Origin of the sequence: Shinella kummerowiae (assembly GCF_009827055.1) — a bacterium.
GTDB classification, from domain to species: Bacteria; Pseudomonadota; Alphaproteobacteria; order Rhizobiales; family Rhizobiaceae; genus Shinella; species Shinella kummerowiae.
Map to the genome: position 1 here is coordinate 67612 of NZ_WUMK01000003.1, position 26984 is coordinate 94595.

The window sequence follows — 26984 nt, forward strand, 5'->3', positions numbered from 1 at the left end:
CCGCGCCGATGAATGAAGATAATCACATAAATCCAAGACCATCAAGGCATGTGAGTTATTTTCTTCATTGTTGACGACATACAATCACATCAATATCATTTGATAATAAAGTTCGCTCATCGCATCGCGAAATACCGTTGACGGGTCGGCAAGCAATCCAGAGGAGGAGGCCAGCATGGCTTCGGACATTCGGGCGGAAGACAATCCGGCCTTCAACGCATTTCTCGATCTCTCCGGAGAAATCGGCGGTGACGTGCTGAAGACGCAGGGTGCCGGCGGCAACACGTCGTTCAAGCGCGATGGCATGATGTGGGTAAAGGCATCCGGCACGTGGCTCGCCCATGCCGCTGAGCGTGACATCATGGTGCCGGTAATGGTAGCGCCGCTGGTAGCAGCGCTACGGGCCGGCGATCCGAGCGCCGAGAAGGCGACGGACTTCATTGTTTCGGCCCTGAACGCCTCCGGTCTTCGCCCCTCGATCGAGACCAGTTTCCACGCCGCCCTGCCTCAGAGCGTCGTTGCCCACTATCACTGCGTCAACGCGATCGCGCTCTCGATCCTCACAAACCGGGAAGCTGTCATTGCGGCACGCATGGCGAAACTCTCCGACTTGACCTGGGCGACCATCCCATATCGTCGCCCAGGTACGCCGCTCGCGCATGAGATCGACCGCGTTGCCGTTACGCGACCGGACGTGCTGATCCTCTACAATCACGGCATCATCGTAACCGGCGAGACCGTCGATGAGGTGCGTGAGCGCATTGCCCGCGTTACGGCCGCTCTCTCGGCCGAAGAGCGCCCGGCCACGCCGGCCGATCTCGCAGCGCTGAAAGCCCTCGCGGATGGTTCGGATTTCCACGTGGCCGAGGATGCCGGCAGCCACAAGACCGCGCTCAGCCAGGCCAATGTGGCGGTGGCGACGCGCGGTTCGCTCTACCCGGATCATGTCATCTTCCTGGGCACCGAGATCGGCGTGCTTGCCGATGGAGAGACGGTGGATGCCTATGTGGGGGCACGCCGCTCGCGCGACCTTGCAGTTCCGAAGATGCTCCTTGCACCCGGCCGTGGTGTGCTGCTTGCCAACGAACTCACTGCGGGCGGCCGTGTGATGGCACGCTGCCTCGCGGAAGTGGTCTCCCGCATTCCAGATGGCGCGTCGGTGGCTTATCTCACTCCCAACCAGGAACACGAACTGACCCACTGGGAGGCCGAGCAATATCGTCAGGCACTCGACCGCAAGGCGAGCAAACAAGCATGAGCACCGACAGAAAGCCCGTCGCCGCCCTCGGCATAGACCTCGGCACCTCCGGCGTGCGCGCCGCCCTGCTTTCCGAGGATGGCTCGCTGGTCGATATTGCAGCATACCCTTTTCCGGATGCCGCATCCGCGCGATTGCCATCGACCTGGTGGTGCGGCGTCAAGTCCAGCCTTGCCGAGCTTGCCTCGCGGAACTCCTTCGCGTCACTCAAGGGCGTTGCCGTTGACGGGACGTCCGGAACGGTCCTTGCGGTCGATTCCGGTGGAATGCCCGTGGGTGAGGCGCTGATGTATAACGATCCCTGCCCCGATCGCACCATTGTCGAGCGCATTGGCGCGCAGGCACCCTCCGACAGTCCAGCGCGGGGGGAGACATCCGCGCTCGCGCGCGCAATCCACCTGTCGCGCCGATCTGGCGTGCGTACGATCATGCATCAGGCCGACTGGATCCTGATGAACCTCGGTCTCGCCACGCCGACGAGTGACGAGAACAACGCACTCAAGACCGGCTACGATCTTGCCGCCGAGTGTTGGCCCAACTGGCTGGAAGCGTGCGGAATGGACATTGCCCTTCTGCCTGTCGTCAAACGGGCCGGCTCGCCCTTGTCGAGGATCACGGCGGGCGGGCTGGCGCTCGGCCTGCCTCGGGAATGCCGCTACTTCGCGGGCACGACGGACGGCTGCGCCTCGTTCCTGGCGACGGGCGCTTCAAACGTTGGCGATGGCGTTACCGCGCTCGGCTCGACACTCGTCATCAAGCTGGCCTGCGCGCTGCCGATCAATGCCGCCAACAATGGCATCTACTCGCACCGCGTCCTCGATTTCTGGCTCGCGGGCGGCGCATCCAACTCCGGCGGCGCCGTCATCCGCACGTTTTTCGATGGCGAGCAATTGAAAGCCATGACGTCGAAGCTGCAGCCGGACGCGCCGACCGGTCTCGCCTATTATCCGCTGCTGGGACCAGGCGAGCGCTTCCCCATCAATGATCCCGCCTACCCGCCCCGCCTGGAGCCGCGCCCTTCCGATGATCTCACCTTCTTCCAGGCGATCCTCGAAGGAATTACCGCCATCGAAAAATCGGGCTATGACCGGCTCGCTGAACTTGGCGGCCCAAGGGTGTTGTCCATCCGCACGGTCGGAGGTGGTGCCGCCAATCCCGCCTGGGCGAGAATGCGGGAGAATGCCCTCGGCGTCCCGTTTCTCGCGTCGCGGTCGGCAGAAGCGTCGGTCGGTGCGGCTTCCCTCGTTCTCGCCGGAAAGGCCCGCTGGCCATGAACATCGCGCCACAGACAAACCTTGCCACCCTCGCCCAGCGCTACGATGCCTTTTTTGTCGACCAGTTCGGCGTCCTGCGTGATGATGATGGTGCCTATCCAGGTACCAACGCAGCCTTGCTTCATCTGAAGGCACTTGGGAAAACCATCATCATCCTCTCCAACTCGGGCCGCAGCGGTGACTACAATGCCGAGCGCCTGGTCAGGTTCGGCTTCGACCGGGCGGGTTTCGACCGTTTCCTGACCTCCGGCGACGTCGCCCACGCTATTCTCGCCGGGGAGACGGCCGATCACGCAGGAAACACCCGCTGTCTGACGATTTCGAGCGGCGGCGATCGTAATCTTGCCGACCGCCTCGGTTTTGAAACCGTCGAGGATGCAGCGCTTGCAGACATCGTGATCGTTTCGGGAAGCGAGGCGGAAAGGATTCCGCTGTCGACCTATCGCGAGCGTTTGCAGCCGGCTGCGCAACGCGGTGTACCCTGCTACTGCACCAATCCCGACCGCCACAAACTGGCCAAAGGCGGCATCACTGTCCCGGGCGCCGGCAGTATCGCGCTTGCCTATCAGGAGCTCGGCGGTCCCGTCCGCTGGTTCGGAAAACCCTACCCGACAATCTACCAGCACGCCCGGGCGCTGCTGAACGACATGGCAGCCGATCGCATCCTGTGCATCGGCGACAGCATCGAACACGATATTGCGGGTGCCGCCAGCGCAGGTATCGCTTCCTGCCTTGTCCGAACGGGGATCCTTTCAGACAGCTCCGAAAGCGAACTCGCCGCAATCGCCGACGCGCACGGCGCGCGCCCCGATTTCCTGATGGATCGCTTCACAACGTGATACCCGGAGACTGAGCGACCTCGGTGTCGTGGACATTCCGAGCACAAGAACAAGCCTGCCAAGTAGAAACGCCTGTCGAGAACCACCAAAGGGATGCGGGCTACCACCGAAGGACTGCAATATGCCTCCCCGTTTCATCTTGCCGCCAATCCTCTCGTCGGCAATAGTGTGCGGGGCGGGATAGGGCATCCCCAGGATTGCAATCTAGAACTGGCTGGCTGGTTTTCTCCAGGTGCAGAAGGGTGCGTCATGCGAAAGTCACTCATTCTGGCGCTCGCTGCCGTTTGCGCGATCGTCCTATTGTTTGCGACCGGTGCCGAAGCCCAACGGCGCAAGGGTGATGTCCTGCTGGGACCGGTCGAGACGTTCAGGGGGCTTGCACGGCGCGAGCCGTCCTCCCGGCAGCAACAGACGGAGCCGACAGGCCGCTGGATGCCGCTTGCGGCGTCCAATGGCACGGGCGGCACGATCTGCAACACCACGGGCAGCAAATATTCCTGTTTTGCCGTGCGCTGCGGCAATGAAGGCCGCGCCGAATTCGCCTTTTTCTACAATGTCGGAACCTATGCGGATGCGGTCAGGCCCAGCATCGTCGTCGATGACCGCCTGACATTTTCGATCGCTCTGTCGCGGGTTGCGGAGGGCGTGATGGCCGGACCGATCGATGCCGGGCGCGACACGGTTCTCCTCGAAGCATTGAAGGCGGGGCGCACCTTCGCCTTCGATCCGGGTTTCCGCCATGTCTTCAGCCTCTCGGGATCGACCGCCCAGATCGATCGGACCCTTTCCCAATGCAGTCCGGCACAAACCCCTTCCTTTGTTGCGGAGGACACGGCGGAGACACAGGTTTCCGAAGCGCAGGGTGGTTCGAGAAGCGGCCTGCAATGGTTCTGGGACACTGATCTGCCTGGCCACGACTATCGCAGCGGGCTCAAGGATCCGGCCCTGCGCGGAATTAGCCGCGACCAGTGCGCATCCTTTTGCGAGGTCGATGACCGTTGCCGCGCCTTCACGCACAACGGCGCAAACAATGTCTGTATACTGAAGGAGGACGCGACACGCCGTGAAATCTTCGCGGGCGCATCCTCCGGCATCTTCCATGCCAAACAGCCGCGCGCCAAAGCGCGCACGGATGTCGTTGCCTCCTTTGCACAGGGGCTTTACTGGCGCGCCGGCGACACGCCGCAACGGTATGTCGAGCGTATCAGGAGCAATGCAACGGGCTCCGGCGGCGCCTGTGAGGACGAGAGGGCAGCGCTGCGCGCGCTGGCTGCAGGGTTCAGCACCGAAATGCCGGCGCGGGATGCGACCGCGAATACGCCGGTGCAGATCGCCTGGGCCAACAAGGCGCAGAATGCCGGCATCACCGCCTATTTCGTGCTGAGCACCAGCGGTTCGGTCCGCTTCACCGGAAAGGGTTTTCTCGCTTTGACGCCGGATGCGGTGGGACCCTTTGGCATCGAGCCGAGGCAGGAGGAAAACCGGGCGATCGTGGCACTCCATAGCCGTGGCGCGGGGCCGGCCGGCACGATCTCGCTGCTGCCGCTTTCGGCGGGCCCGATGGACCTGCACGCAACGCTCGTCGGCTACATTCGAGCCTGCAAGGAGGTCGTCGTTCTTCAGCAATGGGATGGCGCGCTTGCGGTAAAACCGGCAGCGCCGCAGATCGTGCTGAACGATCCCGTCGCCGGCACCCTCTATGACAAGCGTATCGACATTCCCGCTCTCGGGCGAGACGTGCTTTTCAACGAGACCCGTTTTTTGGTGATCGACACAGCCACCGGCAGTGAAATCCTGGACCGGGAAGGCCACGACATCGCGCTGTCCCCGACAAAACGTTTCCTTGCCGTGCGCAGCAACGAGAACTTCGATGTCATCGACCTCGTGGACGGCGCGCGGGTCGCGACGCTCGGCGGCAGCGACCTTGCCTGGTTCAACAACGATTCCTTCGTCATCAGCGAGGCCGAACCCTGGGGCCGTACGTGGCTCGCATCGACCCTGTCGCCTGCGATCATGATCGAGGAGCAGCGAACCGCTTGCGCGGCTTGCAGCAGTTCGATCTCCGCCTCCGTCAACATGGATCTCGAGAACATGCTCGGCATCGTCGCCGGACCGCTCGGCTATGCCGCCTTCGATTTGCAGGATGAAGATTTCGTCTCGCAGGATCCAAACCTGGTCATTGCCGACGAAGGCCTGAGAGGCGTGCGGGAGTTCATTCGGGTCCAAGCTGAAGCCATTGGGATAACCGCACCCATCGGCCTAGAGACTGGATGGAATGCTCCCCTTGGCCTTGCCTATACGCACTATACGGGTCAGCGCTCGACGGGCGGCGAGCGTGACACGAAAAACGCGGCGCTGTCGGCACTCCTGCTGAAGCGCGACTACGTTCGGCCGAACCGCGGCGTGCAGGAAACACAGGTCGCCATTGACCAGTCGCAGGAAGAAACGGTGCTGCGCGGCCTTGCGCCAGTCCGGCTGGATCGCGCCGCCATGGGCGTCGTCTCTCGGCGGACGCTGCTCGATGCCCTGCAACCCTTCGGCTTCACCGCGGGTAAGGCCACCCTCCCCGACTTCACCCTGGAGCCACTCGACGATACGCAGCGGTTCGATGAGACGGCGCGCTTGCCGTTCGAAGAACGGGTCAAGGCTGTAAGCAAGCAGCTTTCCGACGATATGGCCGCCATGAAGGCGCCGCTTGAATGGTCGCACGCAACGGAACCCATGGATGCGATCTATTGCGAACAGGTAAGCCAGGGCTTGGAAAGCGGGAAACTGCCTGACGCGCTGGACCTCGCGCATCGCATTCGCCTTGGCGGCCAGATGATGTGGATCGTCCGCGGCATATGCTATGGCGGCCCCACGGCGGGAAGCCAGCTCAGCAAATCCTATCTGGCGATCTTCGATCAGGGCAGTGGCACGCTTGGCGTAAAGCAGGCACTTGTTGCCCAGCAAGAGACATTCGGCGCTGCGCAGGAACGTTTCTTCCATGAACAGAAACTTGACGTGAAGGCCATCGGCACCACCGCGCTGCTGTTCTATGCGAAGGCCGCTGGCACGATCGGCCTGTTCGATCTCAGGTCACGCCGCTTCCTGTTCGAGAAAATGGACCTGCCGCGGGGCGATATGCTGAAGGATGCCTTCGCGGACGAGAGCGGCCGTTACATTCTCCAGGAGAATATCGACGGAACCTTCTATATCCACAGGGTTTCGGACGCAGCCGTGCTGCTGTCCGGCCGCTTCATTGACGACGAGGTCGTGTTCTGGAACGCGCATTTCCAGTTCGATGCAACGCCCGAGGGAAGCGCGTTCGTCAACCTGCGATTCCCCGGGGCCGGTGGCCAGTACAGCTTCCAGCAATTCGACCGGCGGCTTCGCGTCGAAGGGCTGATGCAGGCGGTGCTTTCCGGCAGCGAAACGGTGGGGGCGCCGACCATCGGTGCGCCGCCGTCGCTGGAGGGAACGCTCGAAGACAGCGGTGCCCGCATCACCGGTGACGTCACTGCGCACGGTGTTCTTCCGGTCGTCGCGGTCAACGTCTACCAGGATGGTGTCCTGACCGATCGGGTCTCAGTGTCGGATGCGTCGAAACCGATCGCGATCGACGTGGCACGGCTACCGGCGGCGCGATGGGTGAGCCTTGTTGCCGAAGATGCCGACGGGCTGCAAAGCCTGCCGATCGGACGCGACTTCGGTATGCAGCCCCAGAAGCCTGTTACCAGCGTGCTGGCGGTCGGCATCGACCTCTACGAGGACACCCGGATTTCGCAGCTTTCCTTCGCGAAGAGCGATGCGGAACGCGTGATCGCGCGCTTCCGCTCCCTCTCCGGCCAAACGATTGATGCGCCGGAGGAAGACCTGGTTCTTCTCGCCGACAAGGCAGCGAATAAGGCGGCGATCCTCGCCGCCGCCGAAAAATTGGCGCAGGGCGTCGGTCCCGGCGAGACGGCAGTGTTCTTCTTCGCCGGTCACGGTTTGCAGGGAGCCGACGGCAAATTCTATATCGCGACCTCGGCGACCAGGGCCGACGACGTCGAGGCAACCTCGCTTGCCTGGGATGACCTCGCCAGTGTCCTCTCCAAGACAAAGGGGCGGCTGATCGTCCTGCTTGACGCCTGCCATTCCGGCGCCGCCGGCACGGGCCTCTTTGCCACCAATGACGATGCGGTCTCGGGCCTGCAACGGTCCATTCCCGCAGGCCTGGTGGTGCTCTCGGCCTCAAAGGGACGGGAACTTTCCCGGGAATCCGCCAAGGCCAACGGCGGTGTTTTTACAACGGTGTTGACGAATGTCATGGGCGAAGGACGGATGAAGGCGGATCTCAACGGCAACGGCAGCCTCGAGGTTTCCGAACTGTTCCGCGCCGTCAAGGTCGGCGTCTCGCAGGAAAGCGGTGGCCTGCAGACCCCCTGGCTCGCCCGCAACCAGATGATCGGAGAGTTTTCGCTGTTTTGATGGGCGACCCGCCGATCAGGCGACCAGCCCTGCAAAAATGTTCCGTCGGAATGGTTTGATTATCTGTCGATTAGGATTTTTTTCCATAAAGCATAGACATTAAGGCGGCGGCATGCCATAAGATGGCCGAATTGCGACGCGCTATCGCATTTGCGAAGCCTCTTGTTTGCGCGTTTTCCCACCAGCTGATTTCTTCATCGGCACATGTTAGAACGAAGGAGAGCGCCCTGCTTCCGGAGCCGGGCCTAGGACAATATGGTATTTGCAACTGAGAGCTATCTTGCGGCGAACGATCGGCCGACCAAGATCAGCATCAGGAACGTTTTCAAGGTGTTCGGCGATCGGCCGGACAAAGCACTCGATCTACTCAAGGCCGGCAAGTCCAAGGCCGAGATCCACGCCGCGACGGGCTGCACCATCGGCGTCAACAATGCGACATTCGACATTCGCGCCGGAGAAATCTTCGTCATCATGGGGCTTTCGGGCTCCGGCAAGTCCACGATGCTGCGGCTCATCAACCGCCTGATCGAGCCCACCGCCGGGTCGATCGAGGTCGACGGCCGCAACGTCGCGACAATGCCGCGCAGCGAACTGATTGCACTGCGTCGCCGTGACATCAGCATGGTCTTCCAGTCCTTCGCTCTCCTGCCCAACCGCACCGTCATCGACAATGCCGCCTTCGGGCTCGAAGTCGCCGGCGTCGCTGAGACGGAGCGCAAGGCGCGCGCCTGTGCCGCATTGCAGGCCGTCGGGCTCGACGGCTACGACGACAGCCGCATCGACCAGCTCTCCGGCGGCATGAAACAACGGGTCGGCCTTGCGCGAGCACTTGCCGGCGAGCCGACCGTTCTCCTGATGGACGAGGCCTTTTCCGCACTCGATCCGCTCATCCGCACGGAGATGCAGGACGAGCTGGTGCGTCTCCAGGCCGAGCACAGCCGCACCATCGTCTTCGTCAGCCACGACCTCGACGAGGCCATGCGCATCGGCGACCGTATCTGCATCATGCAGAACGGGGAGGTCGTGCAGGTTGGCACGCCCGACGAGATCGTGCTCAAGCCCGCCAACGACTATGTGCGGTCCTTCTTCCGCAATGTCGACGTCTCACAGGTTTTTCGCGCCGGTGACGTCGCCCGCAAGACACAGGTGACGATCATCGAACGCCAGGGTGTGTCGGCCGCCGCCGCGCTCGAGCGCATGGAACATTACGACCGGGATGTCGCCATCATACTCGGCCGTGACAAGACCTATCACGGCATGGTCAGCCGAAATTCGCTGATCGAAACCACGCGGGACGGCGCCCGGGATCCCTATCGGCAGGCCTTCCTGCCGGATATCGAGCCGATCCCCGCATCGGAAAGCCTGTCCAACGTGCTCGGCAAAGTCGCCGCCAGCGCTTTTCCGCTGCCTGTTATCGACGAGGCCAACCGCTATCTCGGCTCCATCAGCAAATCGGCGCTTCTCGAAACGCTCGATCGCACCGCCTGACCCAGCCCGTTCGGAGACAATCTCATGACTTTCGATATCGGCGACGGCGTCGACAGCGCCGTCAACTACATTCTCGACAATTTCGCCCCGCTGCTCGATCTCATCGCAAGCGCAATCGGCGCGGTGGCGAACGGCATCCAGTCCGCGCTCCTGGCGACGCCGACATCCGTCGGCCTTGCGATCTTCGTGCTGCTTTCGCTCTGGCGCGTCGGGTTCGGCTTTGCCGCCTTCACCGCCGTATCGCTCTGGCTTGTGGACCATATGGGCCTGTGGTCGGCGATGATGGAGACGTTGTCGCTGGTGCTCGCCTCCACGCTGGTCGCGATGCTGATCGGCCTGCCGCTCGGCATCGCCATGGCGCGCAGCAACAAGGTCGCGGCGATCGTCCGCCCGCTGCTCGATCTCATGCAGACCATGCCGGCCTTTGTCTATCTGATCCCCGCCGCGATGTTCTTCGGCCTCGGCGCCGTGCCCGGCACCATCGCGACCGTCATCTTTTCGATGCCGCCCGTCGTGCGGCTCACCAATCTCGGCATCCGCCAGGTGCATGCGGAGTTCATCGAGGCCGGCAACGCCTTCGGCTGCACCGCCATGCAACTGCTCTTCAAGGTGCAGCTTCCCAACGCCCTGCCCTCCATCATGGCCGGCATCAACCAGACGATCATGCTGGCGCTGTCGATGGTGGTGATCGCCTCGATGATCGGCGCGGGTGGCATCGGCAACACGGTGCTGACCGGCATCCAGCGGCTCGATGTCGGTACCGGCTTCGAGGGCGGCATCGCCGTCGTCATCCTCGCGGTGATCCTCGACCGGATCACCCAGAGCCTCGGAAAGGAACGCGCCGCACCCTGGCGCGGCCTCTTCCGCCGTCAGGCGCAACAGCCGGTGGCCTCCACCGCGACAGCCTGAAGATAGCGGCGTCCGCGCCGCCCCTTGCAAACCTTCAAAAAAGGAGCACCCATGTTCAAAACCCTCGTTACGATCGGCCTCGCGGCCGGGATTGCCGCCGGAACATTCGGCGCCGCGCTTGCTGAGGACAAGGCGCCGGTGAAGATCGGCTGGGCGGCCTGGTCAGACGCTGAATTCGTCACCAAGCTCGCCGCCAAACTCATCAAGGACGAACTCGGCCGCGAAGTGGAACTGGTTCAGACCGACGTCGCACCGCTCTACCAGGGTGTCAGCCGCGGCGACCTCGATGCCATGATGATGGCCTGGCTGCCGGAAACCCATGCCGACTATTTCGCCAAGGTGAAGGACAAGGTGACGACGCTTGGCACCGTCTATGACGGCGCCAAGCTCGGCTGGGTCGTGCCCCAATACATCCCCGAGGAGGTCATCTCCTCCATCGAGGACCTCAAGAAGGACGACGTGAAGGACAAGCTCAAGGGCCGTATCGAAGGCATCGATCCGGGCGCCGGCCTGACACGGCTTTCCGAAGAGGCCGTCAAGGACTACGCGCTCGACGGCTACAAACTGCAGATTTCCAGCGAGGCCGGCATGCTGACGACGGTCGATAGGGCGGTCCGCAAGGAAGACTGGTTCGTCGCCACGTCCTGGAGCCCGCACTGGATGTTCGGCAAATACGAGCTTCGCTACATCGACGACCCGAAGGGTGCGCTCGGCAAGGCGGAACATGTCGATGTTATCGCCCGCAAGGATTTCGAGAAGGACAACCCGGAGGTCGCGGCCTTCCTGTCGCGCATGAAGCTGCCGGTCGGCGATCTTGAGGCGGCGATGTTCAACGCCCAGGAAACCTCTTATGAGGCCGCCGTCGACAAGTACATTACGGACCATCCGGACCAGATCAAGGCCTGGCTTGCCAAGCAAGACGGCTGACGCCCGCGCTCGACCACGCCCCACGAAAACCCGCGGGGCGCACACCCCCTCCTCACGACAAGGAGCATCCCCATGTTTACCGACACCACCCTTCCCTCGCGTGCCGCCGTCGACACCGCCTACGATACGATCGGCGGACGCATCTCGCTTGCCCGTGATGCTGTCGGGCTCACGGTCGACCAGATTTCTGCGATTGCCGGCGTAACAACCGAAACCTGGAACAACTGGGAAAACGACCGTGCCGAGCCAAGGGCCAATCGCCTCGACATGCTTGCTCGCATTCTTCAGGTCAGCATTACCTGGTTGCTCAACGGCCAGGGCAAAGGCCCCGCCGAGGCGAAATAACCTTCCTGCACGCAACGGGAACGTCGCCGGCGGCAAGATTTGACGCCGGCGAGGAGCAGGCCGACACGGAGACATTTCCCGGTTCGCCGGCATTGCCCAAAATCGTATTGACCCGCGGCGAGTCCATTATATAACCACACCATTCGCCCCGGACCCGGTGAAACTCCGGGTGGCTCCTCTGGCCGCCGATCCGCCAGACAACGCAAAGCATCAAACCTGTTCACGAGGCCGGACGCCGTCCGGTCTGGATGCACTTCTTTGCGGACTTTTCCATGTTTAATCTGACGCTTTACAAGCGCGAATGGTTCTCGAACATTCGCGCCGACATTCTCTCCGGCATCGTTGTCGCCCTTGCCCTCATTCCCGAAGCCATCGGCTTCTCCGTCATTGCCGGCGTCGACCCGAAGGTCGGGCTCTTCGCCTCCTTCGCCATCGCCTGCGTCTCCGCCTTCGTCGGTGGACGGCCTGGCATGATCTCCGCCGCGACAGCAGCGACCGCCGTGCTGATGGTCACGCTCGTGAAGGAGCATGGCCTCGAATATCTCTTCGCCGCCACGCTGTTGATGGGCCTCATCCAGATCGGCGCCGGCTTCCTCAAGCTTGGCCGCGTCATGCGCTTCGTGTCGCGCTCGGTCATCACTGGCTTCGTCAACGCGCTGGCGATCCTCATCTTCATGGCGCAGCTACCCGAACTCATCGGCGTACCGGGACTGACCTACGCCATGATCGCTGCCGGTCTCGCGATCATCTACCTCTTCCCCTATGTCACCAAGGCCATTCCGTCGCCGCTGGTCGCCATCCTTGTCCTGACTGGCGCAGCCTATTGGGGCGGCCTGGACCTACGCACGGTCGGCGATCTCGGCGAACTGCCGTCTGCGCTGCCGATCTTCGCGCTGCCGCAGGTGCCGCTGACCTTCGAGACGCTGCAGATCATCTTCCCCTATTCCATGGCCCTTGCCGCGGTTGGCCTGCTGGAATCACTGCTGACGGCGCAGATCGTCGACGACATGACGGACACTCCAAGTTCGAAGAGCCAGGAGTGCATTGGGCAGGGTGCCAGCAACATCGCCTCCAGCCTGATCGGCGGCATGGGCGGCTGCGCCATGATCGGCCAGTCGGTGATCAACGTCACGTCCGGTGGCCGCGGGCGCCTCTCCACCTTCGTGGCCGGCGCATTCCTGTTGTTCCTCATCCTCGTGCTGGACGATCTCGTGCGCGTCATTCCGATGGCCGCGCTGGTCGCCGTCATGATCATGGTCTCGATCGGCACCTTCTCCTGGCGTTCGATCCTCGACCTGCGCCGCAATCCGCTGTCATCCTCCATCGTGATGCTGGCAACGGTCGCGACCGTGGTCGGCACGCATGACCTCGCCAAGGGTGTGCTCGTTGGCGTGCTGCTGTCCGGCGTGTTCTTTGCCGGCAAGGTCGCCAAGCTGTTCCACGTCCGCTCGACGCTGAGCGGGGACGGCACGGAGCGCACTTACCATGTCGATGGCCAGGTCTTCTTTGCCTCGGCCGGGAGCTTTGCCGCCGCTTTCGATTTCACCGAAACGTTGCGCAAGGTGACGATCGACGTCACGGAGGCGCATCTCTGGGACATCAGCGCCGTCGCCGCCCTCGACAAAGTCGTCCTCAAATACCGTCGCCAGGGTGTCGATGTCGACGTCATCGGCGTCAACGAGGCTAGCGCGCACATGCTCGACCGCTTCGCTCTCCACGACAAGGAGCATGCCGCCTCCCCTGCACGGAGTGCTCATTGAACGCAAAAGAGCCTGGGGAATAACTCCAGGCTCCGCTCCCTGGGCAGCCATAGCAGTCCTCGAAGGCGCCGCGCATCGCCGGATGCGCCTTGAAGCGCTGACATTTCACAACTCACAAGGGTCTCACAGGCTTCCACACAAGCTATTGCGGCAAGCTCGCCCTTGAAAGCACCAATGCAGTGCTTTATATATTTCTCTATGGCAGCCAAGTTCACATCTAGTCTCCGGCTCGACCTTCAGCCCACGCCGGACACGCGCCAGGCGCTCGAAGAGACGCTCGCCGCCTATCAGCAGGCGATGGCGATCCTCGACCTGACCCAGGGCGCCAATGTCGTGGCGCTGCATCAGGCGGCCTATGAGGAAATCCGGGCGACGACGGGCCTTCCCTCGCGCCTCGCTACCCTTGCGCTGCGCGATCACGGCCGCCGTAAGCCCGGCGAGGTCATTGCGGATATCCCGCTCGACTCGAAGCTCTTCGCCGTCAAAGGCCCGGATAGCGTGAGCATCGCCACACTGAGCGGCAGGGTCGTCCTGCCCTATGCGGCAAGCGGTTATCGCGAGGGCTGGGCCGATTTTGCTGAGGCAAGGCTCGTCTTTGCCGGATCATCCATTTGTCTCTACGCCGGCATTCAGGCCGGCGTTCACCCGAAGAAGGAGGCTTCCATGTCCAATGAAGGTATTCTCGCCCGCCTCGGGCGCGTCATCGCCGGCGTCGTCAACAATGCGGTCGATGCCGCCGAAGCATCGAATCCGATTGCCGTGGCGCAGCAGGCCGTACGGGAGATCGGCGCGATCGCCGAGGAGGCCCGCGCCGCACTTGGCGTCGCCATGGCAGCCGGCCACCGGTTGAAGGCAAAGGCCGCGGATATCGATGCGGAAATCCGAGACCTCGACGAGAAGATCAAGGTCGGCCTGGAAAACGGCCGCGAGGATCTCGCCCGCGCCGCCACCGGCGTGCAGATCGACCTGGAGGCCCAGCGCGACGCCCTGTCGAAGGCCATTCTGGAAAATGCCGGCGAGATCGCCGAAGCGGAAGCGACGCTTCGCAGCATCGCTTCCGCCCGTGCCGACGCTGCAAAGCGGCTGGAAGACGCCAAGCGCGCCGAGCGCACGGTTCCCCAGGCGGCCACGCCCTCCCAGCGCAACGACCAGCGCCTTGCCGACGCGCTCCAGGCCGTCGAGCGCGTCACCGGCGTTCCATCGAGCCCAGCCAAGGAAAGTGCGGCGGAAGTTGAAGAACTTGGCCGTCTGCAACGTCAAAAGGCGATAGAGGCGCGCCTCAATGCCTTCAAACAGGGTGAGCGATGATGGATTCGATCGTCCAGCCGGGCACAGCCCCCTTCTGGATTGCACTTTTGACGGTCGCGGGTCTCGGCCTCGTCGAGCTCGTCTCTGTTTTGCTCGGGGCATCCGCTTCGGGATTGATCGACGAAGGCCTGGATTTCAACGGGCCGGGCGATGCGGAATCCGGTCTGCTTGGCGGATGGATGTCCTGGCTCAATGCCGGCGGCGTGCCCATCCTCGTGCTTGCGGTCATCCTGCTTTCGGCCTTTTCGGCGGCGGGCTTCGCCATTCAGGCTTTCATCGGCCAGTTTCGCGAACCGCTGCCGCTTTATGCCGCGGCCACCGGTGCGCTCGCCCTTGCCATCCCGGTCACCCGCTGGTCGAGCCGAGGGCTTGCGCGCATCATTCCGCGCGACGAAACGAGCGTGCAGGAACAGGCCGACTTCATCGGCCTTACCGGAACCGTGACGATAGGCCCCCTCGACCAGGGCCATCCGGGCACCGTGCGGGTCAAGGACCGCTACGACAACATCCATGCGCTGCGTGCCAAGGCTGTGCCGGGGCACATCATAGAAACGGGCGCGCTCGTGCTGATCGTGGACGGGGCAAATGGCCTTTTTCACGCCATTCCGGCGCCGGCCGCGCTTGAGAACGACCATCATTCCAGCAACGGAGGCTAAACGACCATGGACTTCCTCTCGGTAGGGCTCATCGCCGGGGTCATCGTGACGGCAATCGTCGTCATCGGCATCATCATGACCTCGCTTTACACGCGCGCCACGCGCGACAAGGCCTATGTGCGCACCGGCCTCGGCGGCAAGAAGGTCGTGCTCGACGGCGGATCGATCATCCTGCCGATCTTCCATTCCTATTCGTGGGTTTCGCTCAGCACGCTGCGGCTCGAGGTGAAGCGCGCGGAAAACGAGTCGCTGATCACCAAGGACCGCATGCGCGCCGACATCACCGCCGAATTCTATGTCCGCGTGAAGCCGGATGCGGAGAACATCGCGCTCGCCGCCCAGACACTCGGTGACCGCACCAACGATGCGGATGCGCTGAAGGCGCTGGTCGAAGCAAAGTTCGTTGATGGCCTGCGCTCGGTTGCCGCCACCATGTCGCTGCGCGACCTGCAGGAGCAGCGCGCAGAGTTCGTGAAATCGGTGCAGGCGGCCGTCGCGCACGACCTGCAATCGAACGGCCTGGAACTGGAATCGGTCTCACTGACCCGCCTCGACCAGACGGACATCAAACATTTCAACCCGAACAACAGCTTCGACGCCGAGGGCCTGACGGCGCTGACCAAGATCACCGAGGAACGCAAGCGCGAGCGCAACCAGATCGTCCGCGACAACGAAGTCGAGATTGCGACCAAGGACCGCGAAGCCTCGCTGCGACGCCTCACCATCGAGCGGGAACAGCGTGACGCCGAACTGTCGCAGGAACGCGATATCGCCAACAAGACGGCGGAAACCCGCGCAGAAGCGGCCAAGGCCGAACAGTTGGCACGCCTCAGCGAGGAGACCGCTCGCCTCGACACCGAAAAGGGCATCGCCGAACGCGATTCCCAGGCCCGCCAGGCAAAGGAAACCGCGCGCATCGACGCCGAGCGCGGCATTGCCGAGCGCGAGGCCGAAGCCCGGCGCGTGACAGAAACCGCCCGCATCGACGCCGCGATCGCCGTCGCCGAAAAGAGCGAGCAGGAGCAGGCCGCTCGCGCCAAGGCTGATGAAGCCAAGGCCGCGGCCACGACCGCAGAAGAGCAGGTCATCACGGCAAGGGAAGTCGAGATCGCCGAGCGTGCCAAGCGCATCGCCGTGCTCGATGCCCGCAAGGATGCCGAGCAGGCCGCGACCGCCATCACCGTGAAGGCGGAAGCGGAGCGTCAGGCCGCCGAGAACCTCGCTGCGGCCATCAAGATCCAGGCCGAGGCCGATGCGGCCGCCGCCAAGATCAAGGCGACCGGCGTCATCGAGCTTGGCGAGGCCGAGGCGAAGGCGGAACGCGCGCTCAACGAGGCCCGCAATGCGCTTTCGGCCAGCATCATCGAGTTCGAGCTTGCCCGTGCGCGCGTCGCCATCATCCCGGAGGCACTCGAGCAAGCGATGAAGCCGATCGAGAAGATTTCCGACATCCGCATCTTCAGCGCCGGCAATCTTGCCGGGGCGCTGGGCGGCAATGGCGGTAACGGCGGCGCCGGAAACGCGGTCGGTGACCTCAGCAGCCAGCTTCTGAACTTCACCGCCCAGAAACCCATTCTCGATGAAATCCTGAGCCAGGCGGGTTTCAAGGGAGCGGACCCGACCCAGGCCTTGCTCGCCGCTTCCATTGGCAATGCGGCGGCAAAGACGTCCGGCGACCGCTCGCAGAGCTCGGACGCCGACTGAATATCTGAGACGGGAGAGGCCGCCGGGTGAGCCTGGTGGCCTTACCGCTTTTTGTGGAAGGAGATGGACCCTTCGGCAACCAGCTACCCATCAAGGAAGCTGGCGGCTTGACTCACCCCATGCGCTCGGAAGCGTAGGAACCGGGGCTCGGCGGGAAGACGATGGTCTTGTTGCCGTTCATGAAGGTGCGGTGATGGATATGCGCATGCACCGCGCGGGCAAGCACCTGGCTCTCCACGTCACGGCCGATCGACACATAGTCCTCCGCCGACTGCGCATGCGTGATGCGCGCCACATCCTGCTCGATGATCGGACCCTCGTCGAGATCCTCCGTCACATAATGCGCCGTAGCACCAATCAGCTTCACGCCGCGCTCGAACGCCTGCTTGTAGGGGTTGGCGCCCTTGAAGGACGGCAGGAACGAGTGGTGGATGTTGATGATCCGGCCCGACATCTTCTTGCACACCGCATCCGACAGCACCTGCATGTAGCGGGCAAGCACGATCAGTTCGGCACCGGACTGCTCCACCACCTCCATCAGGCGGGCTTCGGCCTGCGGCTTGTTCTCCTTCGTCACCTTGATGTGGTGGAAGGGAATGTCGTGGTTGACGATGACCTTCTGGTAATCGAAGTGGTTGGAGACGACGCCGACGATGTCGATCGGCAGCGCGCCGATCTTCCAGCGATAGAGCAGGTCGTTCAGGCAATGGCCGAAGCGCGACACCATCAGCAGCACCTTCATGCGCTCGTCGCTGTCGTTGAAGCGCCAGGTCATGCCGAAGGGCTTGGCGACCGGGGCGAAACCGGCGCGGATGTCTTCCTCCGACACACCTTCTTGGCTGAGGAAGGTCAGGCGCATGAAGAACAGGCCCGTCTCCAGGTCGTCGAACTGCGAACTGTCGGAGATGTAACACCCCTTCTCGGCGAGGTAGCCGGTGATCGCGGCCACAATGCCGCGGGTCGATTGGCACGATACTGTCAGGACGTGGCTTTTCATCGAAATCATTCTCTTGGATAGAAGGCGGACCTCAAGCCACCCGCGCGGAGCGCGCCAGCGCCTTGAAGGCCATTTCGCGTGTGAGCATGCCGGTCGCGGCCCCATCCTCCGTAACGAGGATGGCGTCCTCAGCCGCCAGCAACGGAAAACAATGGCCGATGGCCGCACCGGCATCGACGGACGCCACCGGCATGGCGCTGCCCGATGCCCCGCGCGCCAGCAGACATGACGCGGTGCCGTTGGTGACGATGACGCCCGGATGCTCGCGCAGCAGCGCCGACGAACGCTCGGACGTTGCCTCCATCTCGGTCAGAACCGGAATTTTCTCGAAGGCCTCGTGGGCAACCATCGCCCGCGACAGATCGACCTTGCGCACGAACCGTTCGACATAGTCGTCGGCCGGGCGAAACAGAATGTCCTCGCCCGTGCCGACCTGCCGCAGTTCCCCATCCTTCAGAATGGCGATGCGGTCGCCGAGATGCAGGGCTTCATCGAGATCGTGCGTGATGAAGATGATCGTCTTCTTCAGGCGCGCCTGGATGTCCTTCAACTGCTCCTGCATGTCGCTCTTGATCAGCGGATCGAGTGCGCTGAAGGCTTCATCCATCAGAAGCACATCCGCCTGGGTCGCCAGCGCCCGCGCAAGACCGACGCGCTGCTGCATACCGCCCGAGAGTTGCCGCGGAAAACGGTTTTCGAAACCCTTCAGCCCGACGAGTTCCAACTGCTCCATGCCGAGCGCCACCGCCTCGCGACGGTTGACGCCCTGCAGGATCGGACCGCAGATCGCGTTTTCCAGTACCGTCTGGTGCGGCAGCAGACCGAAGCGCTGGAACACCATGGAAATGCCGTTGCGGCGGAAGGCGAGCAGTTCCTTCGCGTTCATCTCCATGATGTTGCGGCCATCGACGAGGATACGACCAGCGGTCGGCTCGATCAGCCGGTTGAAGTGGCGGATCAGGGTCGATTTTCCCGAGCCGGACAGGCCCATGATGACAAAGGTCTCACCGCGGCGGATCGAGAAGTCGATGTCGTTGAGACCGACGATACAGCCGGTCTTCTGCAGCACTTCGGCCTTTTGTGCACCGGCCCGGAGTTCGGCGAGCGCATCGTCCGGACGGTTGCCGAAGATCTTGTAGACCTTGTCGACCTGGATTTTTACGTCGGAAGCGATCACGGCCTCACTCTCCGCTGGCAAGATGTTTCTGGGCGCGCCGGCCATAGGACTGGGCGATGCGGTCGAAGATCACGGCAAGGAAGACGATGGCGATGCCAGCGATGAGGCCGCGGCTCACTTCCAGCCGCTGGATTCCCTGCAACACCTGATAGCCGAGGCCGCCCGCGCCGATCATCGAGGCGATGACCACCATGGAAAGCGCCATCATCGTCGTCTGGTTGATGCCCGCCATGATGGTCGGCAGGGCGAGCGGAATCTGCACCTTGAAGAGCTTTTGCCGGGGCGTCGCGCCGAAGGCGGTGATCGCCTCGACCACCTCGCCATCGACCTGACGGATGCCGAGATCGGTGAGCCGGATGACCGGCGGAATGGCGAAGAACACGGTGGCGAGGATGGCCGGGATTTTGCCCGGGCCGAACAGCATGACGAAGGGGATGAGATAGACGAAGATCGGCAGCGTCTGCATGATGTCGAGCAGCGGCAACGCCAGCGAGCGCAACCCATCCCAACGCGCCATCGCGACACCGAGCGGAATCCCGACCACGACGGCGACGACAGTGGCGGCAAGCATGAGCGCGATCGTCGCCATGGCGTCGTTCCACAGGCCGAGCGCGCCGATGAAGACAAGCATGAGGACCGCGCCGCCCGTTGCCTTCAGGCTTCGGGAGGCCGAATAGGTCAAGGCGGCGATGGCGGCAATCGTCACATACCAGGGCAGCCATTGCAGGAAGGTTTCCATGCCGCCCAGCAGCTTCAGCAAGGGCATCAGCAGCCGCTCGAACATATCGCCGTAATTCGCCACGATCCAGCTGAAGCCGTCGTCGATGGCGAAGCGCAGACCGCGCGTATCGATGATTTCAGGGAAATTGTCCGCCACCGTTTGAGCCTTTCAAAGCTGCCCCCTTGCCGGCGCCGCAGGAGCCGCGTCGGGAATATCCGGACAGCGGACGACGCGTTGCCCACCGGCAGAGGGCGTTTTGCGCGGGCGGCGCGCAGGATTGCGCCGCCCTTGCGTTTACGCCTCAGAGCGAGGCCTTGACCTTCTCGGCGACATCGGACGGAACCCACTTGGTCCAGATCGCCTCGTAGTTCTTGAAGAAATACGCTGCGACCTCCTCGGGCGAGGCCTTGTTGTCATCGCCCCAGGCCAGCACGTCGCTGATCTCGGCATTCGGCACCTGCATCTTCGACAGGAACTCCGCAACGGCAGGCGCCTTTTCCTTGAGACTCGTGGTCGCGGCCACGGCAACCTCGCCGACCGCCCAGCCGGTCAGTTCCGGCTTCTCGCATTTGGCATCGGTGAGGCAGGTAAACTTCGCCGCATCATAGGCAGGCATGTCGAGGACCTTGAGCTTGTACTTGCCGATCACCTCGGTCGGCCCCCAGTACCAGCCGATGAACGGTTTCTTGCGCGAGACCTGACGGGCGATGGTGGCCTTCAGGTTTGCGCCGGAGCCGGTCGGATAGACCTCATAGGTCTCTTCGAGGCCCAGCGCCTTGATGAGGTTGTTGGTGATGATCTCGCAGCCCCAGCCGGGCGGGCAGGCATAGAAGCGGCCCTTTCCGGTGGCGGAGGCATCCTCGAACACCTGCCAATTGTCCTTGAGGTCGCTGACGGAACGGATTTCCGGATGCGCCTCTGCAACATAGTCCGGAATCCACCAGCCCTCCTGGCCACCGCTGGCGAAGATGTCGCCTGCCTTGTAGACGGTGCCCTTCGTCAGCATCTGGTCCCAGGTCGCCTTGACGGTCGAGACCCAGAGTTCCGGCGCAATGTCGGGCTCGCCCTTGGCCAGCATGGAGGACGCGGTCGGCACCGTGTCACCGGGCACGATCTGGACATTGCAGCCATAGCCCTCGGCGAGGATCGCCTTCGTCACATAGGCCAGTGTACCAGCGGAAAGCCAGGTCATTTCGGCGACGGTGATGGGGTCGCTCGTGCCGCATTCCGCGGCCTGGGCGGCAGTCCCGCCGTGCACCAGGCAGGACAGGCAGGCCCCGGCAAGAATGGATGTCTTGATCTTCATGTCCGTTCCCTTGTTATGGTTGTGGTGGTCTTGACAGTTACGATGTCGAAAGCAGCCACTTTTATCAAACCGAAATAACTGATCCGGATTTCAGAAAAACTTTAATGAGCGAGCGCTTCGAGCCGCTCGATGAGCGCGCTGTCGACGGATACCCCGTCTCTTTCGGTGCGCTGGCGTGCCGCCTGACGGCGGCCGCCCGGAAGACGGGCGCCATCTTGCGCCGCGATCGCGTGGACGAGGCTTGAAACCTGATGCGAAAAGCCTCCAGAAAAGGCCGAGGGGTCGAAGGCGATGAAACATTGGCCGGTTTTCGGCGGCCCGCCCAGCGCACCGGAAAAAGGGCTGGCATCCTTGCTGGGGACTGCGCCCGAAAGGCAGGCAGCAAGGATTTCCACGAGGAGGCCGGTTCCAAACCCTTTGTGGCCGCCGGCCGGCAGCATGGAGCCCTTGAGGGCCTCAGCCGGGTCGACCGTCGGTAAGCCCTCTGCATCGAGCGCCCAGCCCGGCTCGATAGGCCGCCCCTCCCGCGCGCGCAGAAGAATTTCCGATTTCGCCACCACGCTCGCCGACTGGTCGAGCACGAGCGCCACCCCTCCAGCGCCATCGGGAACACCCAGCGCGAAGGGATTGGTGCCGATAACCGGCACGCGCCCGCCCGGCGGAGCAATGGAGGCCGGCGCATGCGTGGTGCAGAGGCCCAACAGGCCCGCCTCGGCGATGCGCTCGGCGTGATGGCCGAGCACGCCGCAATTGTAGGAGTTGAACACCGTCATTGCCGCCACGCCATTTTCGCGTGCTGCGGCGATGAAACGGACCCAGCCCGCGTCGATCGCCGGATGGGCAAAGCCGGTCGCCGCATCGACGACGACGGCGCCAGGACGCGGCTGCGATACCACTGGCCGAGCCATTCCATCGACCTTGCCGCAGCGCACGTGCTCCGCATAGATCGGCAGGTAGAGCAGGCCGTGGCTGCGAATGCCGTCACGCTCGGCTAGCATGATCGAGCGGGCGACGGCGGCGGCATTGTCCTCGCTGGCGCCCGCGGCCATCAAGGCCTGCAAGCACAGGTTCTCGATCGCAGCGAGCGTCATCATCTGGTCCGTCATGGAAACATCCTCAATCGTTGTCGGTCGTGCCGGCGCCGGCGCCGCGGGCGCGCGAAAAATCCGAGGCCGGCACGTAGGTTCTGGCGGCGAGGCCGAGCGCCGCCGCATAGGCCGCGGTATCGGTCGCCGCTGGCCGAGGCGATCCGGGGCGAAAGGGTTCGCCGTCATCAGGTAGAAGGGACAGAGCCTTCAGATCACGTATCAGGTCGCTGGCGTCGCTCACCTGCGCGAGCGGCAGGACATTGCCATTTGCGAGGCGCGCGGCGAGGTTCAGCCCGGAATTCGTCGCTGCTGCGCCGGCAAGGCCGATCAGCAGCAAGCCATGCTCCCGATCATGAAGGGAGACTTGCCTGGACTCTCCACAGCACAGCACATCAACGGCGGCCTGATCCCGCAGGACCGCCTGCGCGCCGCACGCATGGTCGCCAAGTGCCTCGACGACGATCCTGATGGCATCGACGCCGCGCGCGGAGAGCCAGACTGCGGCGTGACCGATATCGTCCGCCACGCCATGCGGCAGGCCCGCGCCGCAGGCCGTCTTGCGAGCCAGCGACTGGACTTCGTTGTAAGACAGAAGGATCGTCGTCATGGCAGCACCGGAAGCCAGCAATCGTCGGTTTCGCCGGCCGCAATCTCGCCCGCCGTCGGCGCGCCCTGGAAGAGCGTGATGCGGGTCCAGCGATCCGAGCGAGGATCGAACTTCGAGGCACCGAAAAAGGCGAGCTTGCAGCGCAGCATGTCTATCGGCAGACAGCGATCCGACAACAGGTTATCGCGGATTTCCGCATAGGGTGCGGCGGCCGTTGTCTGGATGCGGCGAACCACATGGCGGTGCTGGGGAAAATCCGCAAGGAAGGCAGCAACGCTCTGCCCATCCGGCGCATCTGCAAGGTCAACGGCAAGCCGCTGCACCTGCCGGGCGATATCCAGCGGCAGTTCCAGATCCGCGCCGGGTTCGTCGGCGCGGCGGCCGAGGCGGGGCTCCAGCTTCTCTTCCGATACGTACCAGAACTGGGCTGTTTCCGCCGGCGCTTCGAAGGCTATCGCCATGGCCCAGCCGTAGTGGTCGTGCAGGAGTTTGCGGAGGACCATAATCCGCATGCCTGGTTCAAACGCCCCCTCTCGCGCGGCCGCCATTCCATCCGCTAGATCGTCAATTTCCCGGCCTGCCAACTCGATGAGGAGAGCGGCCAGCAACTCCTGGAAATCCACGGACAGGGATTGCGAGCGATCCAGCAACGAGGCGACCGGGAACGAGGTGGCGAGCAGCCTTGCCGGATCGATCCAGCTCTCCGCCTCAATCCACTCCCCGCGAAGGCGCAGGATACGGGCCATCAGGGCATCGTCCTCGACCGACCATTGATCGAGATGCAGCGCCGCCTGCCGCCAGAGATCGGCGAGCCGGCCCAACGCGGCCGCATCCAGGCAGGGCTTCGCCCGCATCCGCGCCAATGCGGTCTCACGGGCGAGAACCCAGTTGCTCAAAAGCACAGGATGATTCGCCAGAAACGGCGCCATGCCGAGGCCGGTGGAATTGCCGACACCGATATGACGGCGAAGGCCCTGCGCAAGCGGCACGAAGGTGTCTGGCGCCCTGCAACGCGCGACGTGTTCGACCAGATCGTGAGAGAATTCACGGATCAGCCAGACGGTCAGCATCTCCGCCTGAAAGGGGCCGTCCAGCCCCCCGCGCGCCGCCAGCACGAAACGATCGGCAATGCCGAACTTGCCGTTGCCGTAGACGGCGGTCGTTCGCAGCAGATAGCCGACCTCCCCCAGGCGCTGCCGGTCCGGCTGGCGGCCGTGGGCGAGGCTGTCGGCGACATGCTCGAAGAACCGCACGGACTTGTTGGCGCGGCTCAGCACCAGGTCGCGCGGGCCGAACCGCCCCGCCTCCTGCCGCGGCGCATTCGCCCGCAGCCGGTCGATCTCGGCGGCGTCGGGAACACCGTCATAGAGCACGTAACTCGTGTCCCAGGCTTCCGCGATCACCCGGTCGGAGCGCTGATCATCGGGAAGCGGGCAGGAGAAGGCGACGAGACTGTAGTCATATCCGCCAAGCGTGAGCGTATAGACCGCGTGGCCGAAACCGGCATCGTCCATCTCCCAGACCGGGCGGCGCACGGATGTGCTGCTTGCGGCGAGACGCCGGATCAGGCTGCGCAGGAAGCTGAGCCGCGTCGGGAAGGAGGCCCCCATCCGCCGCAAGCGCATGACGACATCGGGCGAGCGCAGCGCAAGCGCCGGTCCTGTGGCGAGGTCAAGCGCCCGGATGGTCATGGCATCGGCCCGAAGGATGCGGTGTAGAACCGCAGCCAGTTGCCACCCATGATGCCGCCGACCTCCTCTTCGCAGAAGCCCACATCGCGCAGGCCGTGGCGCAGGTTGCCGAGGTCCGCATTGTTGTTGAACCATTGCGGCTGCCGGGGGAAACCCGCCGCGGCGGCCGATCCCTCGCCGTAGTCCAGGGCCTTCGACCAGCGGCCGTTGCGCATCCATGTCACAACGGAGTCCGGCTGATCCTGGCACAGATCGCTGCCGATGCCGATATGCTCGGTGCCGTAGCGTGACGCCGTTTCCGCAACCATGGCGCAAAAACTCTCCAGCGTGCAGTTCGAGCCATCCCTGAGGTGATGCGGATAGAGCGACAGGCCGAGCATGCCGCCCGACTGCGTTAGTGCCTTCAGCACGGTGTCGGACTTGTTGCGCAGCGCCGCATGCCACCCGTATGGATTGGCGTGGGTAATGGCGATCGGACGCGTGGAAATCTCGATTGCCTCCAATGTGGAGCGTTCGGCCGAATGGCTCATGTCGATGACCATTCCGACCCGGTTCATCTCGGCGATGGCCTGGCGACCGAAGCGGGTAATGCCGGGATCTTCCCCCTCGTAGCAGCCGGTGGCAAGCAAGGACTGGTTGTTGTAGCTGAGCTGCATGAATCGTACGCCGAGCATATGGCAGACCTCGATCAGGCCGATATCGTCCTCGATGGGCGACGGGTTCTGCAGGCCGAAGAAGATGGCCGTGCGTCCTTCCCGCATGGCGCGCTCGATATCGCTGCCGGAACGGCCGGGGAAGATGAGATCCGGATGACGCTCGAAATGCCGGTTCCAGGCGATGATGTTGGCCACCGTCTCGCGAAAATTCTCGTGATAGGCGATGGTGGCATGCACGGCATGCACACCGCCGGCCCGCATCTGCGAAAAGACGTTCGGGCTCCAATTGGCATATTGCAGGCAGTCGACGAGGGGGCTGGCGATCTTTGCGTCCATGGCCTTACTCCGGCTCCCCCGCCCGGATATAGGCGGTCTTGACCTGGGTGTAGAACTCGGCCGCCGAACGACCCTGCTCGCGCGAACCGAAGCTCGAATCCTTCCGCCCGCCGAAGGGCACATGATAGTCGGTTCCCGCCGTCGGCAGGTTTACGGTGACACAGCCGGTCTCGACATTTCGCCGGAAATGCGTGGCGCGGGCGAGCGAGCGGGTGAAGATGCCGGCGACGAGGCCGAAGCGGGTGTCGTTGACGACGGAAAGCCCCTCCTCGTAGGAGCCGACTTTCTGTACGGCGGCGATGGGCGCGAACATTTCCTCGCGGTTGAAATCCATGGCATTGGTCGTGCCGGTCAAAAGTGCCGGCGCCATGTAGAAGCCGTCATGAGCAAGCTGCAGGCGTCCGCCCCCAATTGCAATCTCCGCCCCGGCAGCGCGGGCGCGGTCCACCCAGGCGAGGTTCGCGGCAAGCTGGCGTTCGCTCACGACAGGACCGACTTGCGTGCCATCCGCCAGCGCATGCCCCACATTCAATGCGCCAACGGCGGCCGCAAGCTTGTCGACGAAGACGTCATGGATTTTTTGATGCACCACGAGGCGCGAGGAGGCCGTGCACTTCTGCCCCGTGCCGGAATAGCCGCCGCCGATCGATGCCGCCACGGCGAGGTCGATATCGGCGTCGTCCATGATGAGCAGGGCATTCTTGGAGCCGAGCTCGAGCTGGAATTTGGTGAGATTGGCAGCAGCCGCGACGGCTACCTGGCAACCGACCTCATGGGATCCGGTGAACGTGATGGCATCGACGCCGCGATGGCCGGCAAGTCCGGCGCCGACAACGGCGCCCGGCCCCATCAGCAGCTGGAACGCGCCGTCCGGCAGGCCGGCGCGATGGATGATATCGGCAAGTGCAAAGGCCGAGGCAGGGGTCTCGTTTGCCGGCTTCCAGATCACCGCGTTGCCATAGGCAAGGGCCGGCGCAATCTTCCAGCTTGCCGTGGCAGTCGGAAAATTCCAGGGCGAAACGACGGCCACCAGCCCCATCGGCTCGCGGCGCATGTCGATCTCGACGCCGGGGCGCACGGAATCCGCGTTCTCTCCAAGCTGCCGCAAAACCTCGGCCGCATAATAGGTGAAGAACTGGCCTGCGCGGAACACTTCGCCGCGGCCCTCCGCCAGCGGCTTGCCCTCTTCACGCGACAGCAGCTCGCCAAGCTCGGCGGAGCGGTCCATCAACTCCGTGCCGATCCGGTTCAGGATCGCCTGCCTTTGCTCGAGTCCCAAGGCCCGCCATGCCGGTATCGCCACGCGTCCAGCCGCAACCGCCTCGTCGACATCGACTGCATCGGCCTGAGCATAGAGGCCGATCAGATCGGTGACATCAGACGGGTTCCGGTTCTCACGGAAGCGTTCGCTCTGTTTCCACCGGCCGCCGATCAGGTTGGCGTAGCGTTCTGCCATTTGCGTCTCCATTCCGTTTCATTGAAAAA

Annotated in this window: 21 protein-coding genes and 1 other annotated feature; of the genes, 12 read left to right on the plus strand and 9 right to left on the minus strand. The window is 63.5% G+C overall.

Features of this window, described 5'->3' with window-relative positions; translation table 11 throughout:
• The first annotated feature begins 175 nt into the window (after positions 1-175).
• The 12 genes from GR138_RS08185 to GR138_RS08240 all read left to right on the plus strand — a co-directional run bounded on the left by GR138_RS08185 (position 176) and on the right by GR138_RS08240 (position 16920).
• A complete protein-coding gene (locus tag GR138_RS08185; protein WP_160858233.1) occupies positions 176-1258 on the plus strand; it encodes a class II aldolase/adducin family protein in 1083 nt (360 codons plus the stop codon).
• Positions 1255-2532 (plus strand): FGGY-family carbohydrate kinase, encoded by a 1278-nt coding sequence (locus GR138_RS08190; RefSeq protein ID WP_160858235.1) that lies wholly within the window; start codon positions 1255-1257, stop codon positions 2530-2532. The genes GR138_RS08185 and GR138_RS08190 overlap by 4 nt, the downstream gene beginning before the upstream one ends.
• Positions 2529-3371 carry a TIGR01459 family HAD-type hydrolase gene (locus GR138_RS08195; protein WP_160858237.1) on the plus strand — a complete coding sequence of 281 codons (843 nt, stop codon included), beginning with the start codon at positions 2529-2531 and terminating at the stop codon, positions 3369-3371. Before GR138_RS08190 ends, GR138_RS08195 begins: the two co-directional genes overlap by 4 nt.
• Before the next feature lie 249 nt (positions 3372-3620).
• Positions 3621-7823: a caspase family protein gene (locus GR138_RS08200; RefSeq protein ID WP_160858239.1), complete on the plus strand. Its 4203-nt coding sequence runs from the start codon at positions 3621-3623 to the stop codon at positions 7821-7823.
• A gap of 255 nt (positions 7824-8078) precedes the next feature.
• Positions 8079-9311 (plus strand): glycine betaine/L-proline ABC transporter ATP-binding protein ProV, encoded by a 1233-nt coding sequence (gene proV, locus GR138_RS08205; protein ID WP_160858241.1) that lies wholly within the window; start codon positions 8079-8081, stop codon positions 9309-9311.
• Between the two features lie 24 nt (positions 9312-9335).
• Positions 9336-10220, plus strand: a complete 885-nt coding sequence (locus tag GR138_RS08210) for an ABC transporter permease (protein WP_160858243.1) — start codon at positions 9336-9338, stop codon at positions 10218-10220.
• Between the two features lie 51 nt (positions 10221-10271).
• Positions 10272-11147 (plus strand): glycine betaine ABC transporter substrate-binding protein, encoded by an 876-nt coding sequence (locus GR138_RS08215; protein ID WP_160858245.1) that lies wholly within the window; start codon positions 10272-10274, stop codon positions 11145-11147.
• A gap of 72 nt (positions 11148-11219) precedes the next feature.
• Positions 11220-11492 (plus strand): helix-turn-helix domain-containing protein, encoded by a 273-nt coding sequence (locus tag GR138_RS08220; protein WP_160858247.1) that lies wholly within the window; start codon positions 11220-11222, stop codon positions 11490-11492.
• A 147-nt stretch (positions 11493-11639) separates the two neighbouring features.
• Positions 11640-11695 (plus strand) — a sequence feature (sul1 is cis-regulatory element that is thought to sense ions involved in sulfur or methionine metabolism; They are found in Alphaproteobacteria).
• 69 nt (positions 11696-11764) lie between these two features.
• Complete coding sequence (locus tag GR138_RS08225; RefSeq protein ID WP_160858249.1) at positions 11765-13252, plus strand: SulP family inorganic anion transporter; 1488 nt, start codon at positions 11765-11767, stop codon at positions 13250-13252.
• A 198-nt stretch (positions 13253-13450) separates the two neighbouring features.
• On the plus strand, positions 13451-14560 hold the full coding sequence (locus tag GR138_RS08230; RefSeq protein WP_160858251.1) for a PspA/IM30 family protein: 1110 nt from the start codon (positions 13451-13453) through the stop codon (positions 14558-14560).
• The gene (locus tag GR138_RS08235) at positions 14560-15216 is read left to right on the plus strand and encodes an OB-fold-containig protein (protein ID WP_160858253.1); all 657 of its coding nucleotides are present in this window, start codon (positions 14560-14562) and stop codon (positions 15214-15216) included. Before GR138_RS08230 ends, GR138_RS08235 begins: the two co-directional genes overlap by 1 nt.
• Positions 15217-15222: 6 nt before the next feature.
• On the plus strand, positions 15223-16920 hold the full coding sequence (locus GR138_RS08240; protein WP_160858255.1) for a flotillin family protein: 1698 nt from the start codon (positions 15223-15225) through the stop codon (positions 16918-16920).
• Positions 16921-17032: 112 nt separating this feature from the next.
• Here GR138_RS08240 and purU read toward each other — a convergent pair whose 3' ends face one another.
• From purU to GR138_RS08285, 9 genes are all read right to left on the minus strand, one after another.
• On the minus strand, positions 17033-17917 hold the full coding sequence (purU, locus tag GR138_RS08245) for a formyltetrahydrofolate deformylase (RefSeq protein WP_160858257.1): 885 nt from the start codon (positions 17915-17917) through the stop codon (positions 17033-17035).
• A 31-nt stretch (positions 17918-17948) separates the two neighbouring features.
• Complete coding sequence (locus tag GR138_RS08250) at positions 17949-19094, minus strand: quaternary amine ABC transporter ATP-binding protein (RefSeq protein ID WP_338091054.1); 1146 nt, start codon at positions 19092-19094, stop codon at positions 17949-17951.
• A gap of 4 nt (positions 19095-19098) precedes the next feature.
• The gene (locus GR138_RS08255; RefSeq protein ID WP_338091055.1) at positions 19099-19971 is read right to left on the minus strand and encodes an ABC transporter permease; all 873 of its coding nucleotides are present in this window, start codon (positions 19969-19971) and stop codon (positions 19099-19101) included.
• A 145-nt stretch (positions 19972-20116) separates the two neighbouring features.
• A complete protein-coding gene (locus tag GR138_RS08260; RefSeq protein WP_160858261.1) occupies positions 20117-21121 on the minus strand; it encodes a glycine betaine ABC transporter substrate-binding protein in 1005 nt (334 codons plus the stop codon).
• A gap of 101 nt (positions 21122-21222) precedes the next feature.
• Entirely contained in the window at positions 21223-22227 is a 1005-nt protein-coding gene (locus GR138_RS08265) for an Ldh family oxidoreductase (RefSeq protein WP_160858263.1), read from the minus strand.
• A gap of 10 nt (positions 22228-22237) precedes the next feature.
• Positions 22238-22816, minus strand: coding sequence for a DUF3726 domain-containing protein (locus tag GR138_RS08270; protein WP_160858265.1), 579 nt, complete (start codon positions 22814-22816; stop codon positions 22238-22240).
• Positions 22813-24507, minus strand: a complete 1695-nt coding sequence (locus GR138_RS08275) for a hypothetical protein (RefSeq protein WP_160858267.1) — start codon at positions 24505-24507, stop codon at positions 22813-22815. The genes GR138_RS08270 and GR138_RS08275 overlap by 4 nt, the downstream gene beginning before the upstream one ends.
• The gene (locus GR138_RS08280) at positions 24504-25499 is read right to left on the minus strand and encodes a membrane dipeptidase (RefSeq protein ID WP_160858269.1); all 996 of its coding nucleotides are present in this window, start codon (positions 25497-25499) and stop codon (positions 24504-24506) included. Before GR138_RS08280 ends, GR138_RS08275 begins: the two co-directional genes overlap by 4 nt.
• Before the next feature lie 4 nt (positions 25500-25503).
• Positions 25504-26955: an aldehyde dehydrogenase family protein gene (locus GR138_RS08285; protein WP_160858271.1), complete on the minus strand. Its 1452-nt coding sequence runs from the start codon at positions 26953-26955 to the stop codon at positions 25504-25506.
• Between the last annotated feature and the right edge of the window lie 29 nt (positions 26956-26984).